22 protein-coding genes are annotated in these 22,112 nt (G+C 65.6%); 14 read left to right on the top strand and 8 right to left on the bottom strand.

What is annotated here, in order from left to right; all coding sequences use genetic code 11:
• From K8V11_RS03425 to K8V11_RS03415, 3 genes are all read left to right on the top strand, one after another.
• Positions 1 to 289, top strand: a 289-nt coding sequence (locus tag K8V11_RS03425; RefSeq protein ID WP_303910815.1) for a nuclear transport factor 2 family protein, incomplete at its 5' end; no start/stop codon positions are given.
• Between the two features lie 36 nt (positions 290 to 325).
• Positions 326 to 1,210, top strand: a complete 885-nt coding sequence (locus K8V11_RS03420) for a TIGR03619 family F420-dependent LLM class oxidoreductase (RefSeq protein WP_303910814.1) — start codon at positions 326 to 328, stop codon at positions 1,208 to 1,210.
• Positions 1,211 to 1,266: 56 nt separating this feature from the next.
• A complete protein-coding gene (locus K8V11_RS03415; RefSeq protein WP_303910813.1) occupies positions 1,267 to 2,058 on the top strand; it encodes an NAD-dependent deacylase in 792 nt (263 codons plus the stop codon).
• Here K8V11_RS03415 and K8V11_RS03410 read toward each other — a convergent pair.
• A complete protein-coding gene (locus tag K8V11_RS03410) occupies positions 2,055 to 3,107 on the bottom strand; it encodes an alpha/beta hydrolase (protein ID WP_303910812.1) in 1,053 nt (350 codons plus the stop codon). The genes K8V11_RS03415 and K8V11_RS03410 overlap by 4 nt on opposite strands.
• Before the next feature lie 106 nt (positions 3,108 to 3,213).
• A complete protein-coding gene (locus K8V11_RS03405) occupies positions 3,214 to 4,476 on the bottom strand; it encodes a cytochrome P450 (RefSeq protein ID WP_303910811.1) in 1,263 nt (420 codons plus the stop codon).
• Between the two features lie 331 nt (positions 4,477 to 4,807).
• On the opposite strand from K8V11_RS03405, the gene K8V11_RS03400 reads away from it, so the two are divergent.
• Both K8V11_RS03400 and K8V11_RS03395 read left to right on the top strand, forming a co-directional pair.
• Entirely contained in the window at positions 4,808 to 5,974 is a 1,167-nt protein-coding gene (locus K8V11_RS03400) for a steroid 3-ketoacyl-CoA thiolase (RefSeq protein ID WP_303910810.1), read from the top strand.
• A 202-nt stretch (positions 5,975 to 6,176) separates the two neighbouring features.
• On the top strand, positions 6,177 to 6,977 hold the full coding sequence (locus K8V11_RS03395) for an alpha/beta fold hydrolase (protein WP_303910809.1): 801 nt from the start codon (positions 6,177 to 6,179) through the stop codon (positions 6,975 to 6,977).
• Here K8V11_RS03395 and K8V11_RS03390 read toward each other — a convergent pair.
• Positions 6,974 to 7,891: an SDR family oxidoreductase gene (locus K8V11_RS03390; RefSeq protein WP_303910808.1), complete on the bottom strand. Its 918-nt coding sequence runs from the start codon at positions 7,889 to 7,891 to the stop codon at positions 6,974 to 6,976. The two genes, K8V11_RS03395 and K8V11_RS03390, sit on opposite strands and share 4 nt — an antisense overlap.
• A gap of 83 nt (positions 7,892 to 7,974) precedes the next feature.
• Positions 7,975 to 8,805 carry an SDR family oxidoreductase gene (locus K8V11_RS03385; RefSeq protein WP_303910807.1) on the bottom strand — a complete coding sequence of 277 codons (831 nt, stop codon included), beginning with the start codon at positions 8,803 to 8,805 and terminating at the stop codon, positions 7,975 to 7,977.
• Positions 8,806 to 8,890: 85 nt separating this feature from the next.
• Here K8V11_RS03385 and K8V11_RS03380 point away from each other — a divergent pair, with 85 nt between their 5' ends.
• Genes K8V11_RS03380 through K8V11_RS03365 form a run of 4 tightly spaced genes read left to right on the top strand, consistent with a single transcriptional unit; the run spans position 8,891 to position 12,473 of the window.
• Complete coding sequence (locus K8V11_RS03380) at positions 8,891 to 9,682, top strand: enoyl-CoA hydratase family protein (RefSeq protein ID WP_303910806.1); 792 nt, start codon at positions 8,891 to 8,893, stop codon at positions 9,680 to 9,682.
• Positions 9,683 to 9,736: 54 nt separating this feature from the next.
• A complete protein-coding gene (locus K8V11_RS03375; RefSeq protein WP_303910817.1) occupies positions 9,737 to 10,624 on the top strand; it encodes a CoA transferase subunit A in 888 nt (295 codons plus the stop codon).
• A complete protein-coding gene (locus K8V11_RS03370; RefSeq protein WP_303910805.1) occupies positions 10,621 to 11,397 on the top strand; it encodes a CoA-transferase subunit beta in 777 nt (258 codons plus the stop codon). Before K8V11_RS03375 ends, K8V11_RS03370 begins: the two co-directional genes overlap by 4 nt.
• Positions 11,394 to 12,473, top strand: a complete 1,080-nt coding sequence (locus K8V11_RS03365) for a nitronate monooxygenase family protein (protein ID WP_303910804.1) — start codon at positions 11,394 to 11,396, stop codon at positions 12,471 to 12,473. The genes K8V11_RS03370 and K8V11_RS03365 overlap by 4 nt, the downstream gene beginning before the upstream one ends.
• A 96-nt stretch (positions 12,474 to 12,569) precedes the next feature.
• On the opposite strand, the gene K8V11_RS03360 is transcribed toward K8V11_RS03365, so the two are convergent.
• Both K8V11_RS03360 and K8V11_RS03355 read right to left on the bottom strand, forming a co-directional pair.
• The gene (locus K8V11_RS03360; RefSeq protein ID WP_303910803.1) at positions 12,570 to 13,724 is read right to left on the bottom strand and encodes an acetyl-CoA C-acetyltransferase; all 1,155 of its coding nucleotides are present in this window, start codon (positions 13,722 to 13,724) and stop codon (positions 12,570 to 12,572) included.
• A 28-nt stretch (positions 13,725 to 13,752) separates the two neighbouring features.
• On the bottom strand, positions 13,753 to 14,370 hold the full coding sequence (locus K8V11_RS03355) for a TetR/AcrR family transcriptional regulator (protein ID WP_303910802.1): 618 nt from the start codon (positions 14,368 to 14,370) through the stop codon (positions 13,753 to 13,755).
• Between the two features lie 175 nt (positions 14,371 to 14,545).
• Here K8V11_RS03355 and K8V11_RS03350 point away from each other — a divergent pair, with 175 nt between their 5' ends.
• Positions 14,546 to 15,538: a TIGR03557 family F420-dependent LLM class oxidoreductase gene (locus tag K8V11_RS03350; RefSeq protein WP_303910801.1), complete on the top strand. Its 993-nt coding sequence runs from the start codon at positions 14,546 to 14,548 to the stop codon at positions 15,536 to 15,538.
• Positions 15,539 to 15,657: 119 nt separating this feature from the next.
• A complete protein-coding gene (locus tag K8V11_RS03345) occupies positions 15,658 to 16,227 on the top strand; it encodes a hypothetical protein (protein WP_303910800.1) in 570 nt (189 codons plus the stop codon).
• A 61-nt stretch (positions 16,228 to 16,288) separates the two neighbouring features.
• On the opposite strand, the gene K8V11_RS03340 is transcribed toward K8V11_RS03345, so the two are convergent.
• Complete coding sequence (locus K8V11_RS03340; protein WP_303910798.1) at positions 16,289 to 17,104, bottom strand: SDR family oxidoreductase; 816 nt, start codon at positions 17,102 to 17,104, stop codon at positions 16,289 to 16,291.
• Positions 17,101 to 18,339 (bottom strand): acyl-CoA dehydrogenase family protein, encoded by a 1,239-nt coding sequence (locus K8V11_RS03335; RefSeq protein ID WP_303910797.1) that lies wholly within the window; start codon positions 18,337 to 18,339, stop codon positions 17,101 to 17,103. The genes K8V11_RS03340 and K8V11_RS03335 overlap by 4 nt, the downstream gene beginning before the upstream one ends.
• A 149-nt stretch (positions 18,340 to 18,488) precedes the next feature.
• Here K8V11_RS03335 and K8V11_RS03330 point away from each other — a divergent pair, with 149 nt between their 5' ends.
• The 3 genes from K8V11_RS03330 to K8V11_RS03320 all read left to right on the top strand — a co-directional run bounded on the left by K8V11_RS03330 (position 18,489) and on the right by K8V11_RS03320 (position 22,097).
• Positions 18,489 to 19,322, top strand: a complete 834-nt coding sequence (locus K8V11_RS03330) for a hypothetical protein (RefSeq protein ID WP_303910796.1) — start codon at positions 18,489 to 18,491, stop codon at positions 19,320 to 19,322.
• Between the two features lie 138 nt (positions 19,323 to 19,460).
• Positions 19,461 to 20,345 (top strand): hypothetical protein, encoded by an 885-nt coding sequence (locus tag K8V11_RS03325; protein ID WP_303910795.1) that lies wholly within the window; start codon positions 19,461 to 19,463, stop codon positions 20,343 to 20,345.
• Positions 20,346 to 20,486: 141 nt separating this feature from the next.
• On the top strand, positions 20,487 to 22,097 hold the full coding sequence (locus tag K8V11_RS03320; RefSeq protein ID WP_303910794.1) for a FadD3 family acyl-CoA ligase: 1,611 nt from the start codon (positions 20,487 to 20,489) through the stop codon (positions 22,095 to 22,097).
• Positions 22,098 to 22,112 lie beyond the last annotated feature (15 nt).

The raw sequence follows: 22,112 nt of genomic DNA, 5'->3' as shown, positions 1-22,112 counted from the left end.
GTCGATGTACTCGGAGGACGGCTCCGGGCAACGCGGGAAGGAGATGCTCTCGGACTTCTTCGATGCGTCGATCGCGGTCACGAGCTCGCTGCAGTTCGACATGGTCGACGCCATCGCCTGCGGGGACGAGGCGGTATTCCTCGGCACGCTGCGGGTCGGTCTCGGCGACAACGTGATGGACACCGACATCGTCATCAACTACCGCGTCGACGAGTCCGGGCTGCTGCGCAACCTTCGCGCCTTCTGGGAGTTCGAACGCGCGTCGGCCACCATCCACCCGGCGTCCTGATCGGCGCCCATCCCTACCGACGAGGAGACCTTCGCCGTGGATTTCTCGATTCCGATTGCGTTCACCCCGCTCGACCAGCTCGTCCCGCTCGCGCAGGCCGCAGAGCGTCTGGGGTTCGCCCGCATCACGCTCCCCGATTCCCTGTTCTATCCACGCTCACAGGAGAAGGAGTACCCGTACACCCCGGACGGCTCTCGGATGTGGGATGAGAACACCCCGTGGGTCGAGCCGTTCGTCGGCGCGATGGCGATGGCGCAGGCGACTTCGACGATCCGCATGTGCCCCTCGGTGGTCAAGTTCGGGCCACGGCAACCTCTACTTCTGTACCGGCAGGCCGCGTCTGTGGCAATGATGTCGGGAGGCCGGCTCGATCTCGGCGTCGGCATCGGCTGGGATCCCAACGAGTTCGAATGGTGCGGGGTGCCCTTTGCGAAGCGCGGCGCGCGGGTCGACGAGATGCTCGAGATCTTCCGCCTCGCCGGCACCGGCGATTTCTTCTCATACTCCGGCGAACATTTCTCGTTCGAGGAATTGAGCCTCGCTCCCGTGCCGCCGGATCCGATCCCCCTCTACATCGGTGGACACTCGAAGAAGGCGCTCGCCCGCGCCGCCAGAGTGGGAATGGGGTGGACCTCGGCGATGATCGAATTCGATCAGCTCTCCGACGTCATCGCCACTCTCGGCGAGAACCTCCGCGCCGCCGGCCGCAGCCTCGCCGACCGCGGGGACGGCAACCCGTTCGCGATTCAGGTCGTCTCGATGGACAAGTTCGGAACCGCCGGGTTCGCGGATCTCGCCGGGGCCGGGGTCACCGACGTCATCGTGATGCCGTGGATGATGTCGGGGCTCGGTTTCGACGCTCCCGTCGAGGACAAGATCGCAACGATGGAGACCTTCGCCGACAAGTACATCCGCGGCTGAGCGCTCAGCGCTCGTTACTCCCCCGCCGCGACTGGCCGAGACACTAGGGTCGGGGCATGACGGAATTCGACTCGAACGTGCTCGGACCCGACAGTGCTCTGCCCTCGTCGCTCGTCGAGGCGGCACGGGCCGCGGTGAGGGTCGAGGTGTTCACCGGCGCAGGGATGAGCGCCGACTCCGGGCTCGATACTTTTCGCGATGCCCAGACGGGCCTGTGGTCGAAGGTCGACCCGCAGGCGCTCGCGAGCTTGGACTCGTGGACACGGGATCCCGACCCGATGTGGGCGTGGTATTTGTGGCGGGCCACGCTCGCCCGGCGGGCCGCTCCGAACGCGGGCCACGAGGCAATCGCGCGCTGGGGCGCCGCCGACTCCGGCACAGACGTCCACGTGACGACTCAGAACATTGACGACCTGCACGAGCGCGGCGGCTCCGAGGAGGTTGCGCACCTCCACGGCAGCTTGTTCGATTTCCGCTGCACGATCTGCGAGAAGCCCGCGGCCGTGCCCGAATTCCCCGAAGAACCGGTCGAGCGACTCGCCCCGCCGGCGTGCTCACTGTGCGGCAATCCTGTGCGGCCCGGCGTCGTATGGTTCGGCGAGGCACTGCCGGTCAAGGACTGGGAGCGGGCGGAGGAGGCGATGCGCGGGGCGGACCTCGTCGTCATCGTCGGCACGTCCGGGGTGGTGACGCCGGCGGCGAATCTGCCGCTCATCGCACTGGAGCGCGGGGTGCCGATCCTCGAGATCAGTCCCGACGACACGGGGTTGACGTCGGTGTCCACGTGGTCGTGGCGCACGACCGCAGCGAAGGGCCTGCCGACGCTGGTTTCCGCCGCGGCCGACTAGCGAGGTGCGGGTCCGCCGACCAGCCCCTCGTCCCGAATATCGCCGAGACACCAGAGCAGCTCGCGATTGAGGTCCGCCGTCGCCTCGAGATGCATGAGATGGCCGGCGCGGCCGACGGTTCTGACGGCACGTACGACGTCATGAAAACGATGGAGCTTCTTGAGCGGCTCGCGCCCGTGAAAACCCTCGAGGTCCGGATCGTGCTCGGAGTAGAGGAAGTAGAAGGGCACCGGGTTGGTGGCGCGTTCGAATGCCTTGCGCGCAGCCCATTGGGCGTCGATCGCCCGATACCACTGCAAGGGGCCGGTGAATCCTGTGCGCGCGAACTCGTGCTCGTAGCGGTCCATCTCCGCGACCGAGAGCCACGGCCACGGCAGCGGCGGCGCCTCGGGCAGCGCATCGATGTACGCGGTTCCCGGCGGATGCATCCAAACGTCGAGGTAGTGGTAGTCGGCGGAGAGCGCCCAGAACACGCGCTCGAGAAAGGTTCGGACGTGCGCGTCCATCGACGCCTCGGCCCGGCCTGGATGCTGGAAATAGTCCATGTGGAAGAAGTGCCTGTCCGCCATCTCCGCGAAAGTCTCGCTCGGGGGACGGTCGCCAAGTGCGGCGACGAAGGGATTTTCGAACCCGATGACGGCGCCGACCCTTTCCGGCAGGAGGTGGCAGAAGTCGTAGGCCGCCGCGGCCCCGAAATCGAAACCGCAGAGCACCACTTTTTCGTCGGCGGCGATACCGGCGTCGTCGAGCACCGCCACGATGTCTCCGGTGATCGGCTCGGGCGCATAGTGCTGGGCGCCGACCGGCGCGCTCGACGCCCCGAATCCCCGCATGTCCGGAACGAGGACCCGCCAACCGGCCTCCTGTAGCACCGGGATCTGGCGATGCCAGGTGTAGTGGAAATGCGGAAAGCCGTGGAGCAGCACAACGGTCGGCGCCGGCTCCTGGAGCGGCCTCGTGGCCGCATCCGGCGGGCAGTCGAGGTATGCGATCGTGACGCCGTCTGCGGAACCTGCGGCGCGAACCTTCCCGCCGAACGCTTCTTCCATGTTCGTATTCCTCTCCTACGCGAACGTCGGCACCGGAATGGCCCTGTGGGTGCCTCCGATGCCGACGTGTGCGGTGTTGGTCGAGCCTCGCTTGTGTTGCCGGCGCCTAGTTCGCCTTGGCAGCAGGGCAGAAGCTCACGGGCCACTCGGTGATCCCGTTGAGCCATCCGGAGCGGAGACGCTTGCGGTCGCCCAGCGAGGCGATGTCCGGAAGGTGATTTGCGATCGCGTTGAAGATGAGCTCGATCTGCAGCTTCGCGAGGTTCGCACCCGGGCAGTAGTGCGGTCCGTTACCTCCGAAAGTGACGTGCGCGTTGTTCTCGCGGGTGATGTCGAAGTTAAACGGATCCTCGAAGACGTCTTCGTCGAAGTTGGCGGAACCGTAAGCCATGACGACGCGCTCGCCCGGCTTGATCGTCTTCCCGCCGATCTCGATCTCCTTGACCGCCGTGCGCTGGAACTGGGTCACAGGGCTGGCCCACCGGAGGATTTCGTCGTACGCCGTCTCGGGACGTTCGGACTTGAACAGCTCCCACTGCTCCGGATTGTCGAGGAATGCGATCATTCCGTGCGTGGTGGCATTACGGGTCGTCTCGTTGCCGGCGAATGCGAGGAGAATGAAGAACCAGCCGAACTCGTCCGGGGTGAGCTTGCCCCCCTCCACATCGGCGTGGACGAGCTTCGAGACGAGATCATCCTCGGGCTGAGCCTCACGCTTAGCTGCCATCTCCATGGCGTACTCGAGAATCTGCGCGGCGGCGGTCTGGGAGGCCTCGGCAACCTCGGGATCGTCGTAGCCGGCCATGTTGTTCGACCACTCAAACACCTTGAAGCGGTCTTCCTGCGGAATTCCGAGAAGCTCCGCGATGGTCTGCAGCGGCAGTTCGGAGGCGACCTCGACGATGAAATCGCCCGAGCCCTTCGCTGCCGCACGCTCGACGATGTCCTTCGCCCGGGCCTCGAGCGCCTCGCGCATCGATCGGATGTTGCGCGGGGTAAAGCCCTTGGAAATCGTCCGGCGACGCACCTTATGGTCTTCGCCGTCCTGGTTGATGATCAGCAACTTGATCATCTCGAGGACGTCGTCCTCGGTTCCGGGGGCGTAGCGCGGAATCGCCGTGTGCTGATTGGTGATGAAATAGTCGTTGGTGAGCCGGGAGATCTCCTTGATGTCGTCATACTTCGACGCGAGCCAGTAGCCATTGTCCTTGAAGCCGTCGCTGCCCGGCTCGATCTCGACCCAGTGGATCGGTTCGGCTTTCCGCAGTTCCGTCCATTCCGGGTGCGGAAGGCGCTTGGAGAACAGTTCCGGACTGGTGAAGTCGAACCCCGCGGGAATGGTGAGTTCGGGCGTAGTGGCGTTGGTCATCGTTGCTCCTTAGACGAAGATGCCCGTCCTAGATGAGTCGTCGGTTTCGCGAGAAAGTGCGTCCACACCCACTCGCCCCCTTCGAGAGAGAACCAAGTTCGGCCCGTCCAGGCGTTGTGACTCATCACACTTTCAAACCGTAATCTAGAACACGTTTCAGTGACCATACTAGAACATGTTTCAATAATGGAAGGGGCAGTTCCACGAGAAAGAACTCCTTTTCGGACAAACGTCCGAATACAGCGGTCGCCACAACTCGTCGGCGACCGTCAAATGCCGCTCTACCTGCGCGCACTCGATTCGCTCGCGCAGCCCACGAGGAAGGACCACCATGGGAAATCCCGTCATCGTCGAGGCAGTTCGCACCCCCATCGGCAAGGCGCGAGGCGCCCTCTCCGGCCTTCACCCGGCTCATCTTCTGGGCGCTTCACAGAAGGAAGTGATCAGGCGTGCGGGAATCGACGCCCAGCTCGTCGAGCAGGTGGTCGGCGGCTGCGTGACCCAGGCCGGCGCGCAGGGCAACAACGTCACCCGCGGCGCCTGGCTCGCGTCGGGGCTGCCGTGGCAGACCGCTTGCACGACGATCGATTGCCAGTGCTCCTCGGCCCAGCAGGCCACTCATTTCATCGCAAACCTCATCGCCGCCGGCGCGATGGACGCCGGGATCTCCTGCGGGGTCGAGTCGATGTCGTGGCTCTCGCTCCGCGCCGCGGTCGGAGACGGTTCCAATGGGATGCCACGTCCCGACGATTGGAATATCGACCTTCCCGACCAGTTCACCGCCGCGGACAGGATCGCTCAGCGCCGCGGGCTCACTCGCTCCGACCTCGAGGAGCTCGGCGTGGCATCGCAGAACAAGGCGAAGCGTGCATGGGACGAAGGGCGCTTCGAGCGCGAGACCTTCGCCGTCACCGCTCCCGAGCGCCAGAAGGACGGCACTTACACCGGTGAGGACATCACGGTCACCAAGGATCAGGGTCTGCGGGACACGACCGCGGAGGCGCTCGCCGGACTCAAGCCCGTGATCGAGGGCGGGATGCACACCGCGGGCACCTCGTCGCAGATGTCCGATGGCTCGGCGGCCGTGCTCCTCATGGACGAGGACGTCGCGAGGGCCCAGGGGCTGACGCCGCGCGCACGGATCACCCACCAGGCGCTCGTCGGCGGCGAGCCGGAGTTCCACCTCGACGGCCCGGTGCAGGCGACTGCGCGCGTGCTCGAGCGCTCGGGCATGTCCATCGGCGATTTCGATCTCTTCGAATGCAACGAGGCCTTTGCCGCGGTGTTGCTGAGCTGGGCCCAGGTTCACGGGCCCGACATGGACAAGGTCAACGTCAACGGCGGCGCGATTGCCATCGGTCACCCGGTCGGCTCGACGGGCGCCCGCCTCATCACCACCGCACTACACGAGCTCGAGCGCAGCGACGGCGAGCGTGCGCTGGTGACGATGTGCGCCGGCGGCGCACAAGCCTCGGCCTCGATCATCGAGCGAATCTAGGGCGCACTTCGCGGAGACCCGTTGGCACGGAAAGGGGTTGCAGATTCCCCGAAATGTGAACACACCTCTCCCGATGGGCACCTGAAAATATTCTGGGAATACACTGTATGACGTCGGCGGCGCTCGATCGCGTGGCCGACGCTTCATCCTCGGGCGGCTCAACTCTCGCCCCGAGCCGCCCGAATCTTCCCGGAGGACGAACGTGCGCTACGTACTACTGCATGGTCTGGCGTCATCGCCGAATGTGTGGTCCGCCGTCAAAATGCGGATGCGTAAGGAATTGTCGAATGGAAAGACCGACATTCTCGCGCCGACACTCGTTATGGACGGGTCCATCGAGGACGAGGCGGATCGGGTCGCCTCCGCGATGTCCGTGCCCGCGGCGCCCGGCACCATCGTCGGCCATTCGATGGGCGGGCTCGTCGCGGTCGCGCTCGCAGAAAGACGCCCAGAACTCGTCGAACGGCTCGTATTACTCAATTCCCCTACGTCCGTAGAGTCACGCCTGTCGTCGAAGCACCGGTCCGAGCGCGCGCTACGCAACCGCCGGATCGGCCCGGCGATGTGGCGGATGATGGGCGAGCGAGGCGCGCGACGCGGGCTGGCCAGCGCCTTCGCCCCCGGCTACCAGGTTCCGCAGCCCATTGTCGACGCGTTCCTGCGCACGCCGTACGAGACCTTCGTCGGCTCCACCGAGGCGATCGACACCTATCTCGCCGCGCAGCCGCTGGCGGACCGCCTCGCGGGGCTCGACGTGCCGGTCACCGTGCTCTTCGGTACCTCCGACCAGCGGGTGGATCCGTCCATTGCCCTCGAGCAGTACCGCAGCATCGACTCGGCCTCAGTGTCTGTGTCGGTGGCGGTGCACCCCATGTCGTACGTCGGGCACACGCCACCTATCGAGAACTCGCTCGCCACGTTCCGCGCGATCGTCAGCGACGACGACATCGCGGCCTACCTGCAGGAAGACCGCGACGAAGAGCCTTCGACCGCTGCTGACTAGCGAGCGCCGTAGACCGGCACCGGGGCCGGGGACTCGGCCAACAGCCCGGGGATGACCTCGGTGAGCTCCTCGGGAGCCCAGCGCTCGCCCTTGTCGGAAGCGGCGGCGCGCTGCCAGCCGTCGCACACGGTGACCTTTCCACCCTCGGCCTCGAATACCCGCCCCGTGACATCGGCGGCGGCATCCGAGCCGAGCCAGACGACCAGAGGAGAGACGTTGCCCGGGTGCATTGCGTCGAAGGACCCGTCCTCCGGCGCGGCCATCGCCGAGGCCATCTCGCCCCCCGCCGAGGTGGTCATGCGGGTTCGGGCCGCCGGCGCGATCGCGTTGACGTTGATCCCGTAACCGCCCATCTCGGCGGCTGCCTGAACGGTCAGCAAAGCGATTCCCGCCTTCGCCGCGGCGTAGTTGCCCTGGCCCACGGATCCGAAAAGTCCCGCGCCGGACGTGGTGTTGACGACGCGGGCCGCGCGCGGCCTGCCCGCCTTGGACTCTGCGCGCCAGTAATTCGCGGCGTGGTTGAGCACCGCGAAGTGGCCTTTGAGGTGGACGCGGGTGACGTTGTCCCAGTCCTGTTCGGACATCGACACGAGCATCTTGTCGCGCAGGAAGCCGGCGTTGTTGACGATGGTGTCGAGCTGTCCGTACGTGTCGACCGCCTGCTTGATAAGTCCTGCCGCCTGTTCCCAGTCCGCCACGTCCGCGCCGTTGACGACGGCCTCGCCGCCCGCGTCGACGATTTCCTGGACGACCTGCTCGGCGGGGTGCTCCCCGGTGTCCGCGCCGTCGAGACCGGCACCGAGGTCGTTGACGACCACCTTCGCGCCGGCAGCGGCAAAAGCGAGCGCATGCTCCCGGCCGAGGCCGCGGCCCGCGCCGGTGACGATAACTACGCGACCATCACAGATTCCCATGTGAATTCTCTTTTCTCCCGCTCTCAAACGGGTTCCGATCCTTGAATGAACAGTTGTGTCCCTGTGCCCGTGAAGGGCGGCCGTTAACCCTTGTTCGCCGTCGACGCATCGAGGAATGCGGGGCGTTCCCCTCCCCCGTGCACGAGCAGCTCCGCGCCGGTGATGAAGCGGGCGAGCGGCGAGGCGAGGAACGACACGGCGTGGCCCACGTCGACAGGGTCGGCCATACGCCCCATGGGCACGGTTGCGTCGACCGCCGCGATGCCGTCGCTATCGCCGTAGTGCATTTCGGCGAGCTCGGTCTTCACCGGACCGACAACCACCGAATTGACCCGGACGTGCGGCGCCCATTCGACCGCAAGCGAGCGCGTGAGCGAGTCGACCCCGGCCTTCGCCGCGCCGTAGGACGCCGTACCCGGAGACGGCCGGTGCGCCGATACCGAGGAAATGTTGACGATCGCGCCGCCGCCGGGCGTCTGGCCGGATGCTGCGTCCGACGTCATGACCCGGTGCGCCTCTTGGGAGACGGTAAGACCGGCCAGGAGATTGAGGGCGACGATCTTCGAGTGGAAATTGGCGCTGCCGTCGGCCGCCATGGCGAATGGGGCGCCGCCGGCGTTGTTGACGACGATGTCGAGCCTCCCGTGGCGGGCGACGATGTCGTCCATCATTCCGGCCACGGCCTGAGGATCGCGCAAGTCGGCGCTGTGGAATTCGAGGGCGGCCAGATCGGGGTCGTCGGCGGGGCGGCGCGCGCAGGTGATGACGGTCGCGCCCGCTGCGCTCATCACGCGCGAGATTCCCGCGCCTACGCCGCGGACGCCGCCGGTGACCAGCGCCACGCGCCCGGAGAGGCCGAGCCCTGCGAGGTCCACCCCGCTCGGCACCAAGGAAGAACTAAGCGATGCGTTCATAAGTGCTATCGTAACAAGCAAACCAAGCAAGCGTTTGGTTGCTTGCGGGGATTGCACCTCGAAGTTGTTGTGCGAAAGGTGACCGATGGGCATCAGTATCGAGAAGGATCCCGGCGGGGTCGCGACCATCACGGTCGACTATCCGCCGGTCAACGCCATTCCGTCGGCGGGCTGGTTCGAGCTCGCCGACACACTGCGTGAGGCAGGCCGGGACCGCGCGGTTTCGGTCGTCATCCTCCGCGCGGAGGGCAAGGGCTTCAATGCCGGCGTGGATATCAAGGAAATGCAGCAATTCGAGGGGTTCGACCACCTCATTGCCGCCAATCGCGGTTGCTACGCGGCCTTCGCCGCGGTGTACGAGTGCGAGGTTCCGGTAATTGCGGCGGTGGCCGGGTTCTGCGTCGGTGGAGGAATCGGTTTGGTGGGCAACGCCGATTCGATCGTCGCGTCCGAGGGCGCGAAGTTCGGTCTTCCCGAGGTCGACCGCGGCGCACTTGGCGCGGCCACACACCTCGCGCGGATGGTCCCGCCGCACGCGCTGCGCACGATGTACTACACCTCTACAAATGTGACGGCGGAGCAGCTCCACAGCTGGGGCACCGTGCACCGCGTGGTTCCCCGGGAAGAGCTCGACACGGCAGCGCGCGAGCTCGCGGAGCAGATGGCCGCGAAGGACACCCGCGTGCTGCGCGCCGCGAAGGAGGCGCTCAACGGCATCGATCCGGTCGACGTGAAGAAGTCGTATCGCTTCGAGCAGGGCTTCACTTTCGAGCTCAACCTCGCGGGCGTCGCCGACGAACACCGCGACGAGTTCGTCACCTCCGGCAAGAACCTCGACACCCGTTCGCAGAGCGACACAACTGGAAAGGACTCCTGAGCAGTGGACTTCACCCCACCAGCCAAGCGCGATAAGCGCTCCACCCTGGATGAGATGGTCGGCCGGCTCTCCGACGGCATGACGATCGGCATCGCAGGCTGGGGCTCGCGGCGCAAGCCCATGGCCCTCGTACGCGCGATCCTGCGCTCGGATCTCAAGGATCTGACCATCGTCGCCTTCGGTGGCCCCGACATCGGCCTACTGTGTTCGGCGGGCAAGGTACGGCGCGCCTACTACGGTTTCGTTTCGCTCGATTCCGCGCCGTTCTACGATCCGTGGTTTGCGCGGCGACGCACCGAGGGCTCGATCGAGGTGCGCGAAATGGACGAGGGAATGGTGCGCGCAGGCCTGCAAGCTGCCTCGCAACGCCTCCCCTATCTCCCGATCCGCGCGGGGCTCGGATCATCCGTGATCGACTTCTGGAAGGGCGAGCTCGCCACCGTCGACTCCCCGTACGGTTTCGAAGGCCCGATCGCGTCGACCGACGGCGCCAAGGAGACGCTCCTCGCCATGCCGGCCCTCCGGCTGGATGCGGCTCTCATCCACCTGGACAAGGCGGACAAATACGGCAACGCCGCCTACACCGGGGTCGACCCGTACATGGACGATCTATTCGCGAACTCCGCCGATCTCACCTTGCTCGAGGTCGACGAGATCGTCGATTCCGCCGACGAGCTCATCAACGAGGTCGGCGCGGAGCGCATGCTCCTTAACCGCATGCAGGTCGATGCGGTCGCCGAGGCGCCCGGGGGCGCGCACTTCACATTGTCCGGCTCACACCGGAGGGACGAGGCATTCCAGCGCCACTACGCGCAGGCCGCGAAGCAGGACGACACCTGGGAGGAGTTCCACCAGCGATTCCTGTCCGGGACCGAAGAGGACTATCAAACCGCGGTCAAGGCTTTCGCCGCCGAGAACGCCGTGAAGGGAGACGCCAAATGAGTACACCCTCGACAAAAATAGAACGTGCGGACTACTGCGCAATCGCCTGTGCGGAGATCTTCGCGGGGGCCGGCGAGATCTTCGCCTCCCCGATGACGCCGATGGCGACCGTCGGCGCACGGCTTGCCCGCCTGACGACCGAACCCGACCTCCTCATCTCCGATGGAGAGTCGAAGTTCCTGGGCTCGACGCCGCCTGTTGGAAAGGTCGAGGACCTCGAGGGGTGGATCCCCTTCGGCCGCGTCTTCGAGACCCTGGCTAACGGCAAGCGCCACGTCGTCATGGGCGCCAATCAGATCGACCGATACGGCAACCAGAACATCTCCGCCTTCGGGCCGCTCGACCAGCCGAAGCGCCAGATGTTCGGGGTGCGCGGCGCCCCGGGCAATTCCATCAACCATGCGACGAGCTACTGGGTGGCGAAGCACTCCACGCGCGTGTTCGGTGAGTCCGTCGACGTCATCTCGGGAATCGGCTACGACCGCTACGAGCACGGCGACCCGGCGTTTCGCTTCCACCACCTGCACCGCGTGGTGACCAACCTCGGTTCTTTCGACTTCTCCGGGCCAGGTGGAACGCTCCACGCGCGGACGTTGCACCCCGGCGTATCCGCCGACGAGGTGCGGGAGAACACGTCGTTCGAGGTCTCGGGCCTGGATTCTGCGGAATCCACGCGAGCCCCCTCGGAACAGGAGCTCTACGTCCTCAACGAGCTCGTCGACCCGAAGGGACTGCGTTTCCGCGAGGTTCCCCGGGAAGAGGACGCCAAGTGAGCGCGGCACCACTCGAGACCGATTTCACGTCGCTCGTCGGCATCGAATATCCCATCGTGCAGACGGGAATGGGCTGGGTGTCGGGCCCACATCTGACCGCGGCGACCGCCAACGCGGGCGGACTCGGCATTCTCGCTTCGGCGACCATGACCTACGACGAGCTCGAACAAGCGATCCGTCGCACAAAGGAACTCACCGACAAGCCGTTCGGGGTCAACCTCCGTGCCGACGCCGAGGACGCGGAAGCCCGCTGTGAGCTCATGATTCGCGAGGGCGTCAAGGTCGCCTCGTTCGCGCTCGCACCGAAACCGGAGCTCATCGCACGACTCAAGGACAACGGTCTCGTTGTCGTCCCCTCGATCGGCGCCGCCAAGCACGCGGTCAAAGTCGCCTCGTGGGGCGCGGACGCGGTCATCGTCCAGGGCGGCGAGGGCGGAGGCCACACCGGGCAGGTCGCGACGACGCTGCTACTCCCCTCGGTCATCGATGCGCTCGGCGGTCCCGGGAACACCTCGATCCCCGTCGTCGGCGCCGGCGGCTTCTTCGACGGGCGCGGCCTGGTCGCCGCACTCGCCTATGGCGCTTCGGGCATTGCGATGGGCACCCGCTTCCTGCTCACCTCCGACAGCCGCGTGCCCGACGAGGTCAAGGCACAGTACATCGAGCGCGGCTTGCAGGACACCGTGGTGTCGACGCGAGTCGATGGAATGCCGCACCGCGTACTTCGCACCGGGCTCGTCAACGCTCTCGAATCCGGCAACCCCGGAAAGAGCCTCGTCGCCGCGGTCCGGAACGCGCAGAAGTTCAAGTCGATGACGGGCATGAAGTGGCAGGCGCTGGCCAAGGACGGTCTCAACATGAAGAAGTCCTCGGACCGCACGTGGCAGCAGATCGTCATGGCCGCGAACACGCCGATGTTGCTCAAGGCGGGGCTCGTTGAGGGAAACACCGACGCAGGCGTTCTCGCCTCGGGTCAGGTTGTCGGCATGATTGATGACCTGCCCTCGTGCGACGAGGTGATACAACGCATCATGGCCCAGGCACACGAACGGTTGGCCGCCCTGCCCGGTCGCTGATCGGATCCGCAGGCTCCACGCACAACCGACAAAAGCGCCCGCAACCTGGAAATCTCAGGTTGCGGGCGCTTTCCGCGTGGGCGAGCGTGAGCCGGGTTAGTCGAGACGCTCGATGATCGTGACGTTTGCGGTTCCGCCGCCCTCACACATCGTCTGAAGGCCGTAGCGGCCGCCGCTGCGTTCGAGTTCGTTCAGCAGCGTGGCAAACAGCTTCGCACCGGTCGCGCCGAGCGGGTGGCCGAGGGCGATCCCGCCGCCGTTCGGGTTGACCCGATCGATGTCGGCACCGGTTTCGGCGAGCCATGCGAGCACAACCGGGGCGAAGGCCTCGTTGATCTCGACGACGTCTATGTCGTCGATGCTCAGGCCGGCCTTCTCGAGCGCGTACTTCGTCGCCGGGATCGGTCCGGTGAGCATCATGACGGGATCGTCGCCGCGGACGGTGAGGTTGACGATGCGAGCACGGGGCTTGAGACCGTACTTCTTCACCGCGTCAGCGGAGGCGATGATGCCGGCGGAGGCGCCATCGGAGATCTGGGAGGCGACGGCCGCGGTCAACGTCCCACCTTCGGCGAGCGGCTTGAGCCCCGCCATTTTCTCCATGGAAGTCTCGCGCGGGGTCTCGTCGACGGCGAAGTCGCCGAACGGAACGATTTCGCGTTCGAACTTCCCTTCCTTGATCGCCGCGAAGGCGCGCTCGTTCGAACGCAGCGCAAACTCTTCCATCTGCTCGCGGGACAGGTTCCACTTATCGGCGATCATCTGCGCGCCGCGGAATTGGGAGATCTCCTGGGTGCCGAAGCGCTCGGTCCATCCCTTCGAGCCCGTGAACGGATCGTCGAAGCCATACTCGCGGCCCGCCGTCATCGCCGAGGAAATGGGCAGGGCGCTCATGTTCTGCAGACCACCGAACACGACGACGTCCTGGGTCCCGGACATGACCCCCTGGGCGGCGAAGTGGATCGCCTGCTGCGACGAGCCGCACTGGCGGTCGACGGTGGTGGCGGGAACCTCGAGTGGGAGTCCGGCGGCAAGCCAAGCCGAACGGCCCACGTTGCCCGCCTGGGGGCCGATGGTGTCAAGGCAGCCGATGACTGCATCGTCGACCACCGCCGGGTCGAGCCCCGTGCGGTCGAAAACGGCCTTCAACACGTGCGCGCCCAGGTCCGCCGGGTGAACCGCCGACAGGCTGCCGCCGCGCTTGCCCACCGGGGTGCGCAGCGCCTCGACTACGAATGCTTCCTGAACCATGTGAACTCCTGGGTGATCGGTATCGGTATTAGTCGTCCGCAAGCCCGTCGAGGACTATGCGTAGGTATTGGTCGGCGATTTCTTCCTGCGAGACTTTGCCGCCCGGCCGGTACCAGCGGACGGCGACCCACACGGTGTCGCGCATGAAGCGATAGGTGAGGTTCGGGTCGAGATCGGCGCGGAACACGCCGCTCGCCTGCCCTGCTTCGAGAACCTCGATCCACATATCGCGGAACTCGCGGTTGCGTTGTTCGAGGTAGTCGAACCGGGAGATACCCTGCAGGTGTTTGACTTCGTCCTGATAGATGGCGACCTGGTCGCGGGAGTCGTGAATCGCCTGGAAAGAGGCGCGCACGAGCCGCTCGAGTGCATCTCGAGGTCCGTCGTTGTTCCGGACGATGTCGTCGTATGTCGCGAAGAGTCCGTCGAGAAAGCCCCGCAGTACCTCATCGACGATCGCTTCCTTCGACGAGAAGTGGTGGTAGAGACTCCCTGACAGGATGCCGGCGGCGTCCGCGATATGACGTACCGTTGTTGCGCGCACGCCCTGCTCAGCGAAGAGTCGGGCGGAAATCTCCAGCAGTTCCGCCCGGCGGGACTGTATCCCCCCGTGCTTCGCACGCGCCTGCTCCGTCTTTTGCGCCATACCGCCACTATAATCTAGCAAGCGCTTGGTTGGGACTGGGGTCGGGCGAAGACACCGACGCTTTTCACACCGAGATTTCGCCGCTCTCGGCCACCTCGCGCCGAAATGAACAAGGGAGCCCCACTGGACGCTTGGTTCAGATGCACTGGAGCACTTTAGGGTTCACAATCGTGAGATGGGCACTCGCTTTGGCTACACACTCATGACCGAACAGTCCGGACCGAACGAACTCGTCCGCTACGCAGCTTCGGCCGAACGCGCGGGTTTCGATTTCGAGGTCGCCTCCGATCACTACTTCCCGTGGCTCTCCGCACAAGGCCATGCACCGTATGTCTGGAGCGTGCTCGGAGCAGTGGCACAGGCCACCGAATCGATCGACCTGTGCACGTACGTCACGTGCCCGATCCTGCGGTATCACCCCGCCGTCGTAGCGCAGAAGGCGGCGACGGTGCAGATCCTCGCCGATGGCCGATTCATGCTCGGGATCGGATCGGGCGAGAACCTCAACGAGCACGTGGTCGGCCGCGGCTGGCCGGCCATTCATACCCGCCATGAAATGACCATGGAGTCCCTCGAGATCATTCGCGCCCTTCTCGCCGGCGGCATGGTCGACTACTCGGGCGAGCACTTTCGCGTGGAGTCCGCTCGCCTTTGGGACATTCCTGACGGCGGAGTTCCCATCGGCGTCGCGGCTGCGGGCTCCCGGGCCTTGGACGCCTTCGGCCATCTCGGCGACCACCTCATCGCCACCGAGCCAAATGCAGACCTCGTCGCGCAGTGGAACTCCATCCATTCCGGCAAACCCATCGGCGGCGGGTCGAGAGCGATCGGCCAGATCCCCATCAGCTGGGACCCCACCTCCGAGAAGGCGGCAGTCCAGAGAGCGCACGAGCAATTCCGCTGGTTCGCCGGCGGGTGGCCCGTCAACGCCGATCTCCCCACGACTGCCGGCTTCGACGGGGCCACGGCATTCGTGCGGGAGGACGACGTAGCAGAGCAAATCGCCTGCGGTCCGGACCTCGACGCAATGGTCGACAAGATCCGGCCCTACTGGGAGGCGGGCTTTACCGATGTCGCGTTGATCCAGATCGGCGATTCCACCCTGGACCGCTTCCTCGCCGAGGCCGCCGAACCGCTTCTCGCCCGGCTTCGAGAGGCCGCCCGGTAAATAACATCAACAACTTTGTTCCCGGCAATACCATTTGCGTGAAATTCGGTTTATACTCGCGTGTGACCTAGATCATGGCCGCGACCTCGGCGCGCGCCCCGAATCCTCAGAGGGATCTCATGTTTTCACGAATTCGCACTCGGGTCGCGGCCGTCGCCGCCACTTCCGCTCTCGTACTCGGCGCTTCGGCACTCGGCGCCGGCGCCGCGGGCGCTGTGACTAACGAATCCGCCGTCGACGCCAACGACGTCTCGGTGACCTTCAAGCTCGAATCCGGCGAGCTCGCCGGCAACTGCTATGCCGCCCTCGTCCCCACGGCCATCGCGCCGCAGTTCCTCGCGCTGATCTCGGGCCCGATCGACGTGGGCACCGCCGCTGACCTGTTCACTCGCGACGACGTTGTTACGCTCAATTCGGATCTCACAGGCCTCCCCACAGTTGCGCTCGCCGTAGTGGGCCGACAGTCTGCGAGCATGTCCGCAAAGGACGTGCCCAGCAACGTCTACACGCTTGCCACGTACTGCCTCGGAGACTCTGCCCCGGGAGTCAACCCGGCCGTCATCGTCGGCAACCCCATCGAGGCCGGGCTCGGCTCGATCCAGGCAGGCTCCTCGGGCGAGAACCTCGCCGCCGCCTCGGCTTCGCTGCCGACGCTGATCGGCCTCCTCGCCGGCGGCGGGATCAGCTAACTCCGCCCCACAAAGCACCACCTCTGACGCCGGACCTCCTGGAATTCCAGGAGGTCCGGCGTCAGGCGCGTTGAGAGGAAATCGAGACGACCTCGCCGGTCATGTAGGTCGCGTAGTCGGAGGCGAGCATCGCGACGGTCGCGGCGACCTCCCACACATCGGCGGCGCGGCCGAACGCCTCTTTCGCGGCAAGGGAGTCGAGCAGCTCCGAGGACGCGGACTTCTCGAGGAACTTATGCCGCGCGATGGAGGGCGCGATCGCGTTGATCCGCACGCCGAAGTCCGCCCCCTCGACCGCCGAGCACCTCGTCAGCGCCATGACCCCGGCCTTCGCGGCGGCGTAGTGCGCCTGCGCGCGCTGTGCGCGCCAGCCGAGCACGGACGCGTTGTTGACGATAACCCCGTTGTGCGGGACGTCGCGGAAGTAGCGAAGCGCGGCGCGCGTGGCACGGAAAGTCCCGTTCAACGTGATGTCGAGGACGCGATCCCAGTCCTCATCCGACATGTCGACGAGCTCCGCCTCGCCACCGAAGCCGGCGTTGTTGATGAGCACGTCGATCCGCCCGAGCTTCTCCGCGGCACCGGCGATAAGCGCGTCCACATCCGCCGTCGACTGCACGTTGCAGGTGATCCCGTCGATGAGCTGATCCGGGAACTCCTCCGCGAGCGCCGCGACGGATTCGCCGAGCCTGCGCTCGTGGAAATCGGACAGCACCACATCGGCGCCCTCCAGCGCCGCGCGCCGCGCGGATGCGAAGCCGATGCCGGTTCCGGCGGCCGCCGTCACGACCACCTTCTTTCCCGCCAGAAGGCCGTGCCCCGGGGTCTCGGGAGGAACGGTGGCGAGCGGGGATGCGGGGCGGTTGTCGTTGGTCACTGTGGCCTTGCCTCTCGTGGGAGTCCGAGTACGCGCTCGGAGATGATGTTGCGTTGGATCTCGTTGGATCCGCCGTAGATGGTGTCCGAGCGGGTGAACAGGAAGATTCGCTGCCACTCTGCGAGCTCGAGATGCTCGGGGTCGCGCAGGTCGTTCGCGTCACCCTCGGAGGTTTCGGTGGGCCCGAGCAGGCTCGGCGCGCCTTGGATCGCCATCGCGAGCTCACCGAGATCGCGGTGCCAGTTCGCCCACAGCAGCTTCGCCGCGGACGCGTTGCCGCCGGTGCTGTCGCGATCGGCGAGTGTGCGCAGCGCATGAGCGCGAATCACCTTGAGCCCGATCCACGCGTCGGTGATCCGCTCGCGAATCGCCGGGTAGCGCGCCTGACCGGTGTCCTTCGCGAGCTGCGTGAGCCGCTCCAGCTCGCGCGCGAAGCCGACCTGCTGGCCGAGCGTCGACACGCCGCGCTCGAACTCGAGGAGGGTCATAGCGACCTTCCACCCCTCGCCCTCGGCGCCGACTCGCATGTCCACGGAGGTTCGCGCGCCGTCGAAGAACACCTCGTTGAACTCGCTGGTCCCGGTGAGCTGCTGGATGGGCCGGATCTCCACCCCGTCCTGGTCCAGCGGGACGAGAAGGAAGCTCAGCCCCTTGTGCCGCTTGGATCCCTCCTCCGTCCGCGCGATGACGAACGCCCACTGCGACAGGTGCGCGAGCGACGTCCACACCTTCTGCCCGTTGATCACGTAATCGTCGCCGTCCCGCCGCGCCGTTGTCGCGACGTTCGCCAGGTCCGAGCCGGCGTTCGGCTCCGAATAGCCCTGCGCCCACAGCTCGTCGACCGCCACGATTCTCGGCAGGAACCGCCGCTTCTGTTCCTCTGTTCCGTGCGCGATGAGCGTCGGCCCCAGCAGCGTCTCCCCGAGATGGGAGACGCGCGCGGGCGCATTGGCCTTCGCGTATTCCTCGTGGAAGCGCACCTGTTGGGCAAGACTCGCCCCGCGCCCGCCGTACTCGGTGGGCCAACCCACGCACGTCCAGCCGGCGGCCGCCATGTGCCGCTCCCACTCCCTGCGCCGCGCAAAGAACTGGTGCTCGCTCCCCGGTCCGCCGGTGCCGCGAAGATCCGCGAAATCGCCGGTCAGGTTCTCGTCGAGCCACGCCCTGAACTCCCCCGCGAACTCCTCGGGGGTCTGCTTCTCGGCGCTCGGACGCTCCGGAAACTCTTCTGCCATACGCCCAGACTACCAAGCAATTGCTTGGTTGGTTCTCTGTGTCCCACCGCTGCCAACTTTTTCACCCATGACGTCGGACTTAAGGATTCTCAGGCCGATTTCCACCGCAGATAAGCGCAAACTGCACGTTGTTTCATACACTCATGACCATGACGATTCGAGGTATCCACCGAAATTCCCTGCGGACGAAGTCCGCCGCGGTCCTGGGCGCGGGCGTTCTCGCGTTGAGCGGCCTCGCCGCCTGCGGCTCCGACGACTCCGGCGATTCCGCAGGCGGGGCGGACCAGCACACCTCGTCAGAGTCCGCGGAGGTCACCGCGAACGAGGACGGATCCAACCCCGAGGCCGACGGCAAGCGCGCCGAGCGCGAGGAGAAGGCACTCGGCACAGACGAGGTCGAAGGACTTCCGCTGCAGGAAATCTCCAAGGAGCAGTTCGCGCAGACCGGGACGCTCACCGAGCAGCTCACCGGGAACACCTCGATGCATTCGGATCCGCCGGAGTGCGCGGATGTCTTCCAGAAGCTCCAGGGCACCGGCGGTGCCGACACGAGCGCCGCAGTGGGCCGGCTCGGCCAGGATCCGAATATCCCCGACACCGCCTTCACCCTCGTCCTCAACGATCCGTCGGCCACCGCAAACGACTACACCTCGGCCTTCGAGCAGTGCGGCGACGTGACGATGACTATGGACCTTCCCGGTAAGGACGGCCAGCCCCAGCAGATCACGTACACCATGACCAATGAGGTCACCGGCGCCGTCGCTCCGGAGGGCACCGAGGACTTCTTTGCCGTGAAGAACACCTCGAACGCCGATATCCAGGGCCAGCCCGTCACGTCCGGGATCTTCCTGGTCTCGGGCAACGTGGCTGGCACCGCGGTCCAGGTCAACGCGCAGTCCAACGCGGGCCCCATAACGCCCGAGGCCGAGCAGCGCGCCCTCGACCTGTTCAACCAGCAGGCCCAGAAGCTGCAGAACGCCTAGCTTCTCCGCTACTCCGTTCCCGTTCAGGAACATTCGGCCCGCCCGGTGCATCTATCTGGCGGGCCGAACCTTGGCCCACCGAAGATCCGGCATCGCGCCGGAATAATCGACCGACCACCCGACCGTGAAGGATCCACCGTGAACACCTCGCTTTCGAAGACCCGCTTCCGCCGCGTGACCTGCGCCGTCGCCGCCGTCGCAGCGGCTACTGCCCTGACCGCCTGCTCCACCGAGAACGAGGACGCGACCTCGGGAACCGGCACCGAGGAGCAGACTCAGGCCGCCGCTGGGGGTGAGGGTTCAGAGGAGAACACGGCACCCGACGCACCGTTGTCCGACCTCGTCCTCACCGGCGAGGAGGTCCCCGGCCTCAACTTCGAGCAATTCGGGGACGAAGAGTTAATCGGAAATGTCTTCGCCCATGCTTCGGAGGGAATCACGATCGAACCAGCCGAATGCAAGGATCTTGCAGACCTCCAGGCCAGCGACGCCGAGGGCTTGGTAGGCATGATGAGCCCGTTTGAAGACAATTCGAGCATGGTCACAGTCGGACTTTCACCCAATGTCGAACGCGCGAGCAAGATAGCCGAACAGGTGTCGAAATGCCCTCAGTTCACCACCGAAATCGACAATCACGACCTCATCATGGATGCCGCCGGGGGTGAGGATATGGAAATGCCGCCCGAGGTCCAAGAGATGATTCGCGATGATTTCGGGAAGAGCACTCAGAGCGCCACATCCACGGAGCTTGAAGCGCAGGCCCCGGAAGGCGTCGATGATTTCTTCGCTTACTACGTTGAAGGCACCACAACGACCATGGGCCAGGAATACCCCATCGCCCAAGCTCAGCTCGTTGGCGTAGTCGACGGCGTCCTCGTCGTTACCTCCAGCGGCCCTTTGTCGGGCTTTGATCCCGTTTCCGGAGAGCAGACGGGCAAACCCGGCGAGGCGAACAAGGAGTTGTACCGAGCCAAGGCCGAAGAAGTCTTCGCCGCACAGGTGGAGAAGATCCGCAACGCCTAACTCTCGCGGCACCGGACCACGCCTCATGGTTCCGGAGCTCAGAAAAAGCGAACCCTACCAAGCAGTTGCTTGGTAGGGTTCGCTTTTATGCGGCGCCGGCACTCACGGCGCAAGCACATTCGCGAGGCGCTAGGAGTTCCCATGACGAACACGGCTCAATCTTCCAACCTGCCTGTCGACGAAGTGGACACCACTCCCCAGGCACTGCGCCGCGCCGCGCGGTTGTGGCCGGACGGCGAGGCAGTCGCCGATGTCCAGTCGGGAGAGGACGTGCGGTGGACGTGGACCGAGCTCGCCGAGCAGGTGCGCACGTTCGCGGCCGCGCTCATCGAGGCCGGCCTTCAACCGGGCGAGCGTGTGCTTGTGTGGGCCCCGAACACGCGGCACTGGGTCGTCGCCGGGCTCGGGATCCAGTACGCAGGTGGCGTCCTCGTGCCCGCTAACACCCGGTACACGGGCGCCGAGGCTCTCGAGCTCATCGAGCGGACGAATGCGCCGGTGGCGGTCGTGGCCGGCGACTTCCTGGGGGCCGAGAGAATTTCGCAGCTCACCGAAGCTGCGGGCGGATCGCTGAACGGCACGCCCCTCAAGGTCGTCGTGCGCGTGCCCCTCGGCGGCACCGAAACCGCGACCTCCGACGTCATAAATGAATGGGATTCGTTCCTGGATACCGCGACCGACGCTTCGCTACAGGCGGCCGAGCGCCGGGCGGACGCGGTCGGCGCGTGCGACGTAGCGGACATCTTGTTCACCTCGGGCACGACCGGGAAATCGAAGGGAGTCGTCGCGCTTCATAAGCAGACGCTCGCTGGTTCCAGGGCTTGGGGTTCAAACGGTGAACTTGATGCGAGCGACCGCTACCTCGTGCTCAACCCGTTCTTCCATACCTTCGGATACAAGGCCGGCTTCCTCGTGTGCACACTCTTCGGCGCACGGATCGTGCCGCTCGCGGTATACAAGCCGGTGGAAGCGATGAGGCTCGTCGAAAGCGAAAAGATCACCGTTCTTCCAGGCGCGCCGACGATCTTCTCCACACTGCTGGACGCACCCGAACGCGCGGATTTCGACCTGTCCTCTCTGCGACTCGCAGTGACGGGCGCCGCGATCGTGCCCGTCGTGCTCGTCGAACGGATGCAGTCCGACCTCGGCCTCGACACGGTGGTCACCGCCTACGGCCTCACCGAATGCTCGGGCTTTGTCACAACCTGCCGACCGGAAGATTCCGACGAGACCGTTGCCAACACGTGCGGACGAGCCTTCGAGGGGATGGAAGTCAGGATCGACGAAAGTGGCGAGGTATTGGCTCGCGGGGCGATGGTCATGGCCGGTTATCTCGACGATCCCGAGAACACGGCGAAGACGATCGACACGGACGGTTGGCTCCATACCGGTGACGTCGGAGAGCTCGATTCACAGGGCAATCTTCGGATCACGGACCGGCTCAAGGACATGTACATTTCCGGCGGTTTCAACGTGTACCCGGCGGAGATAGAACAGACGCTCGCCCGACTCCGCGGGGTGACCGACTCCGCGGTCATCGGGATTGCGGACGAGCGTCTCGGAGAAGTCGGCAAAGCCTTCATCCAGCGCTCTACAGACGAAGAGGGGAAGGCGCTCACCCCGGACGCCGTGGCCGAGTTCCTCATCGACAAGCTCGCAGGCTTCAAGCGACCGCGCGAGATCGAGATCGTCGACGCCCTTCCACGCAACGCGATGGGCAAGGTCGTCAAACCCGAACTGCGTGGTCGCTGAGGCCCTGCAGCTGGC

Origin of the sequence: Dietzia timorensis (genome assembly GCF_020742175.1) — a bacterium.
GTDB lineage: Bacteria > Actinomycetota > Actinomycetes > Mycobacteriales > Mycobacteriaceae > Dietzia > Dietzia timorensis_A.
Note: the sequence above shows the minus strand (reverse complement) of the source record. Positions and strands in the feature narration are given on the sequence as shown.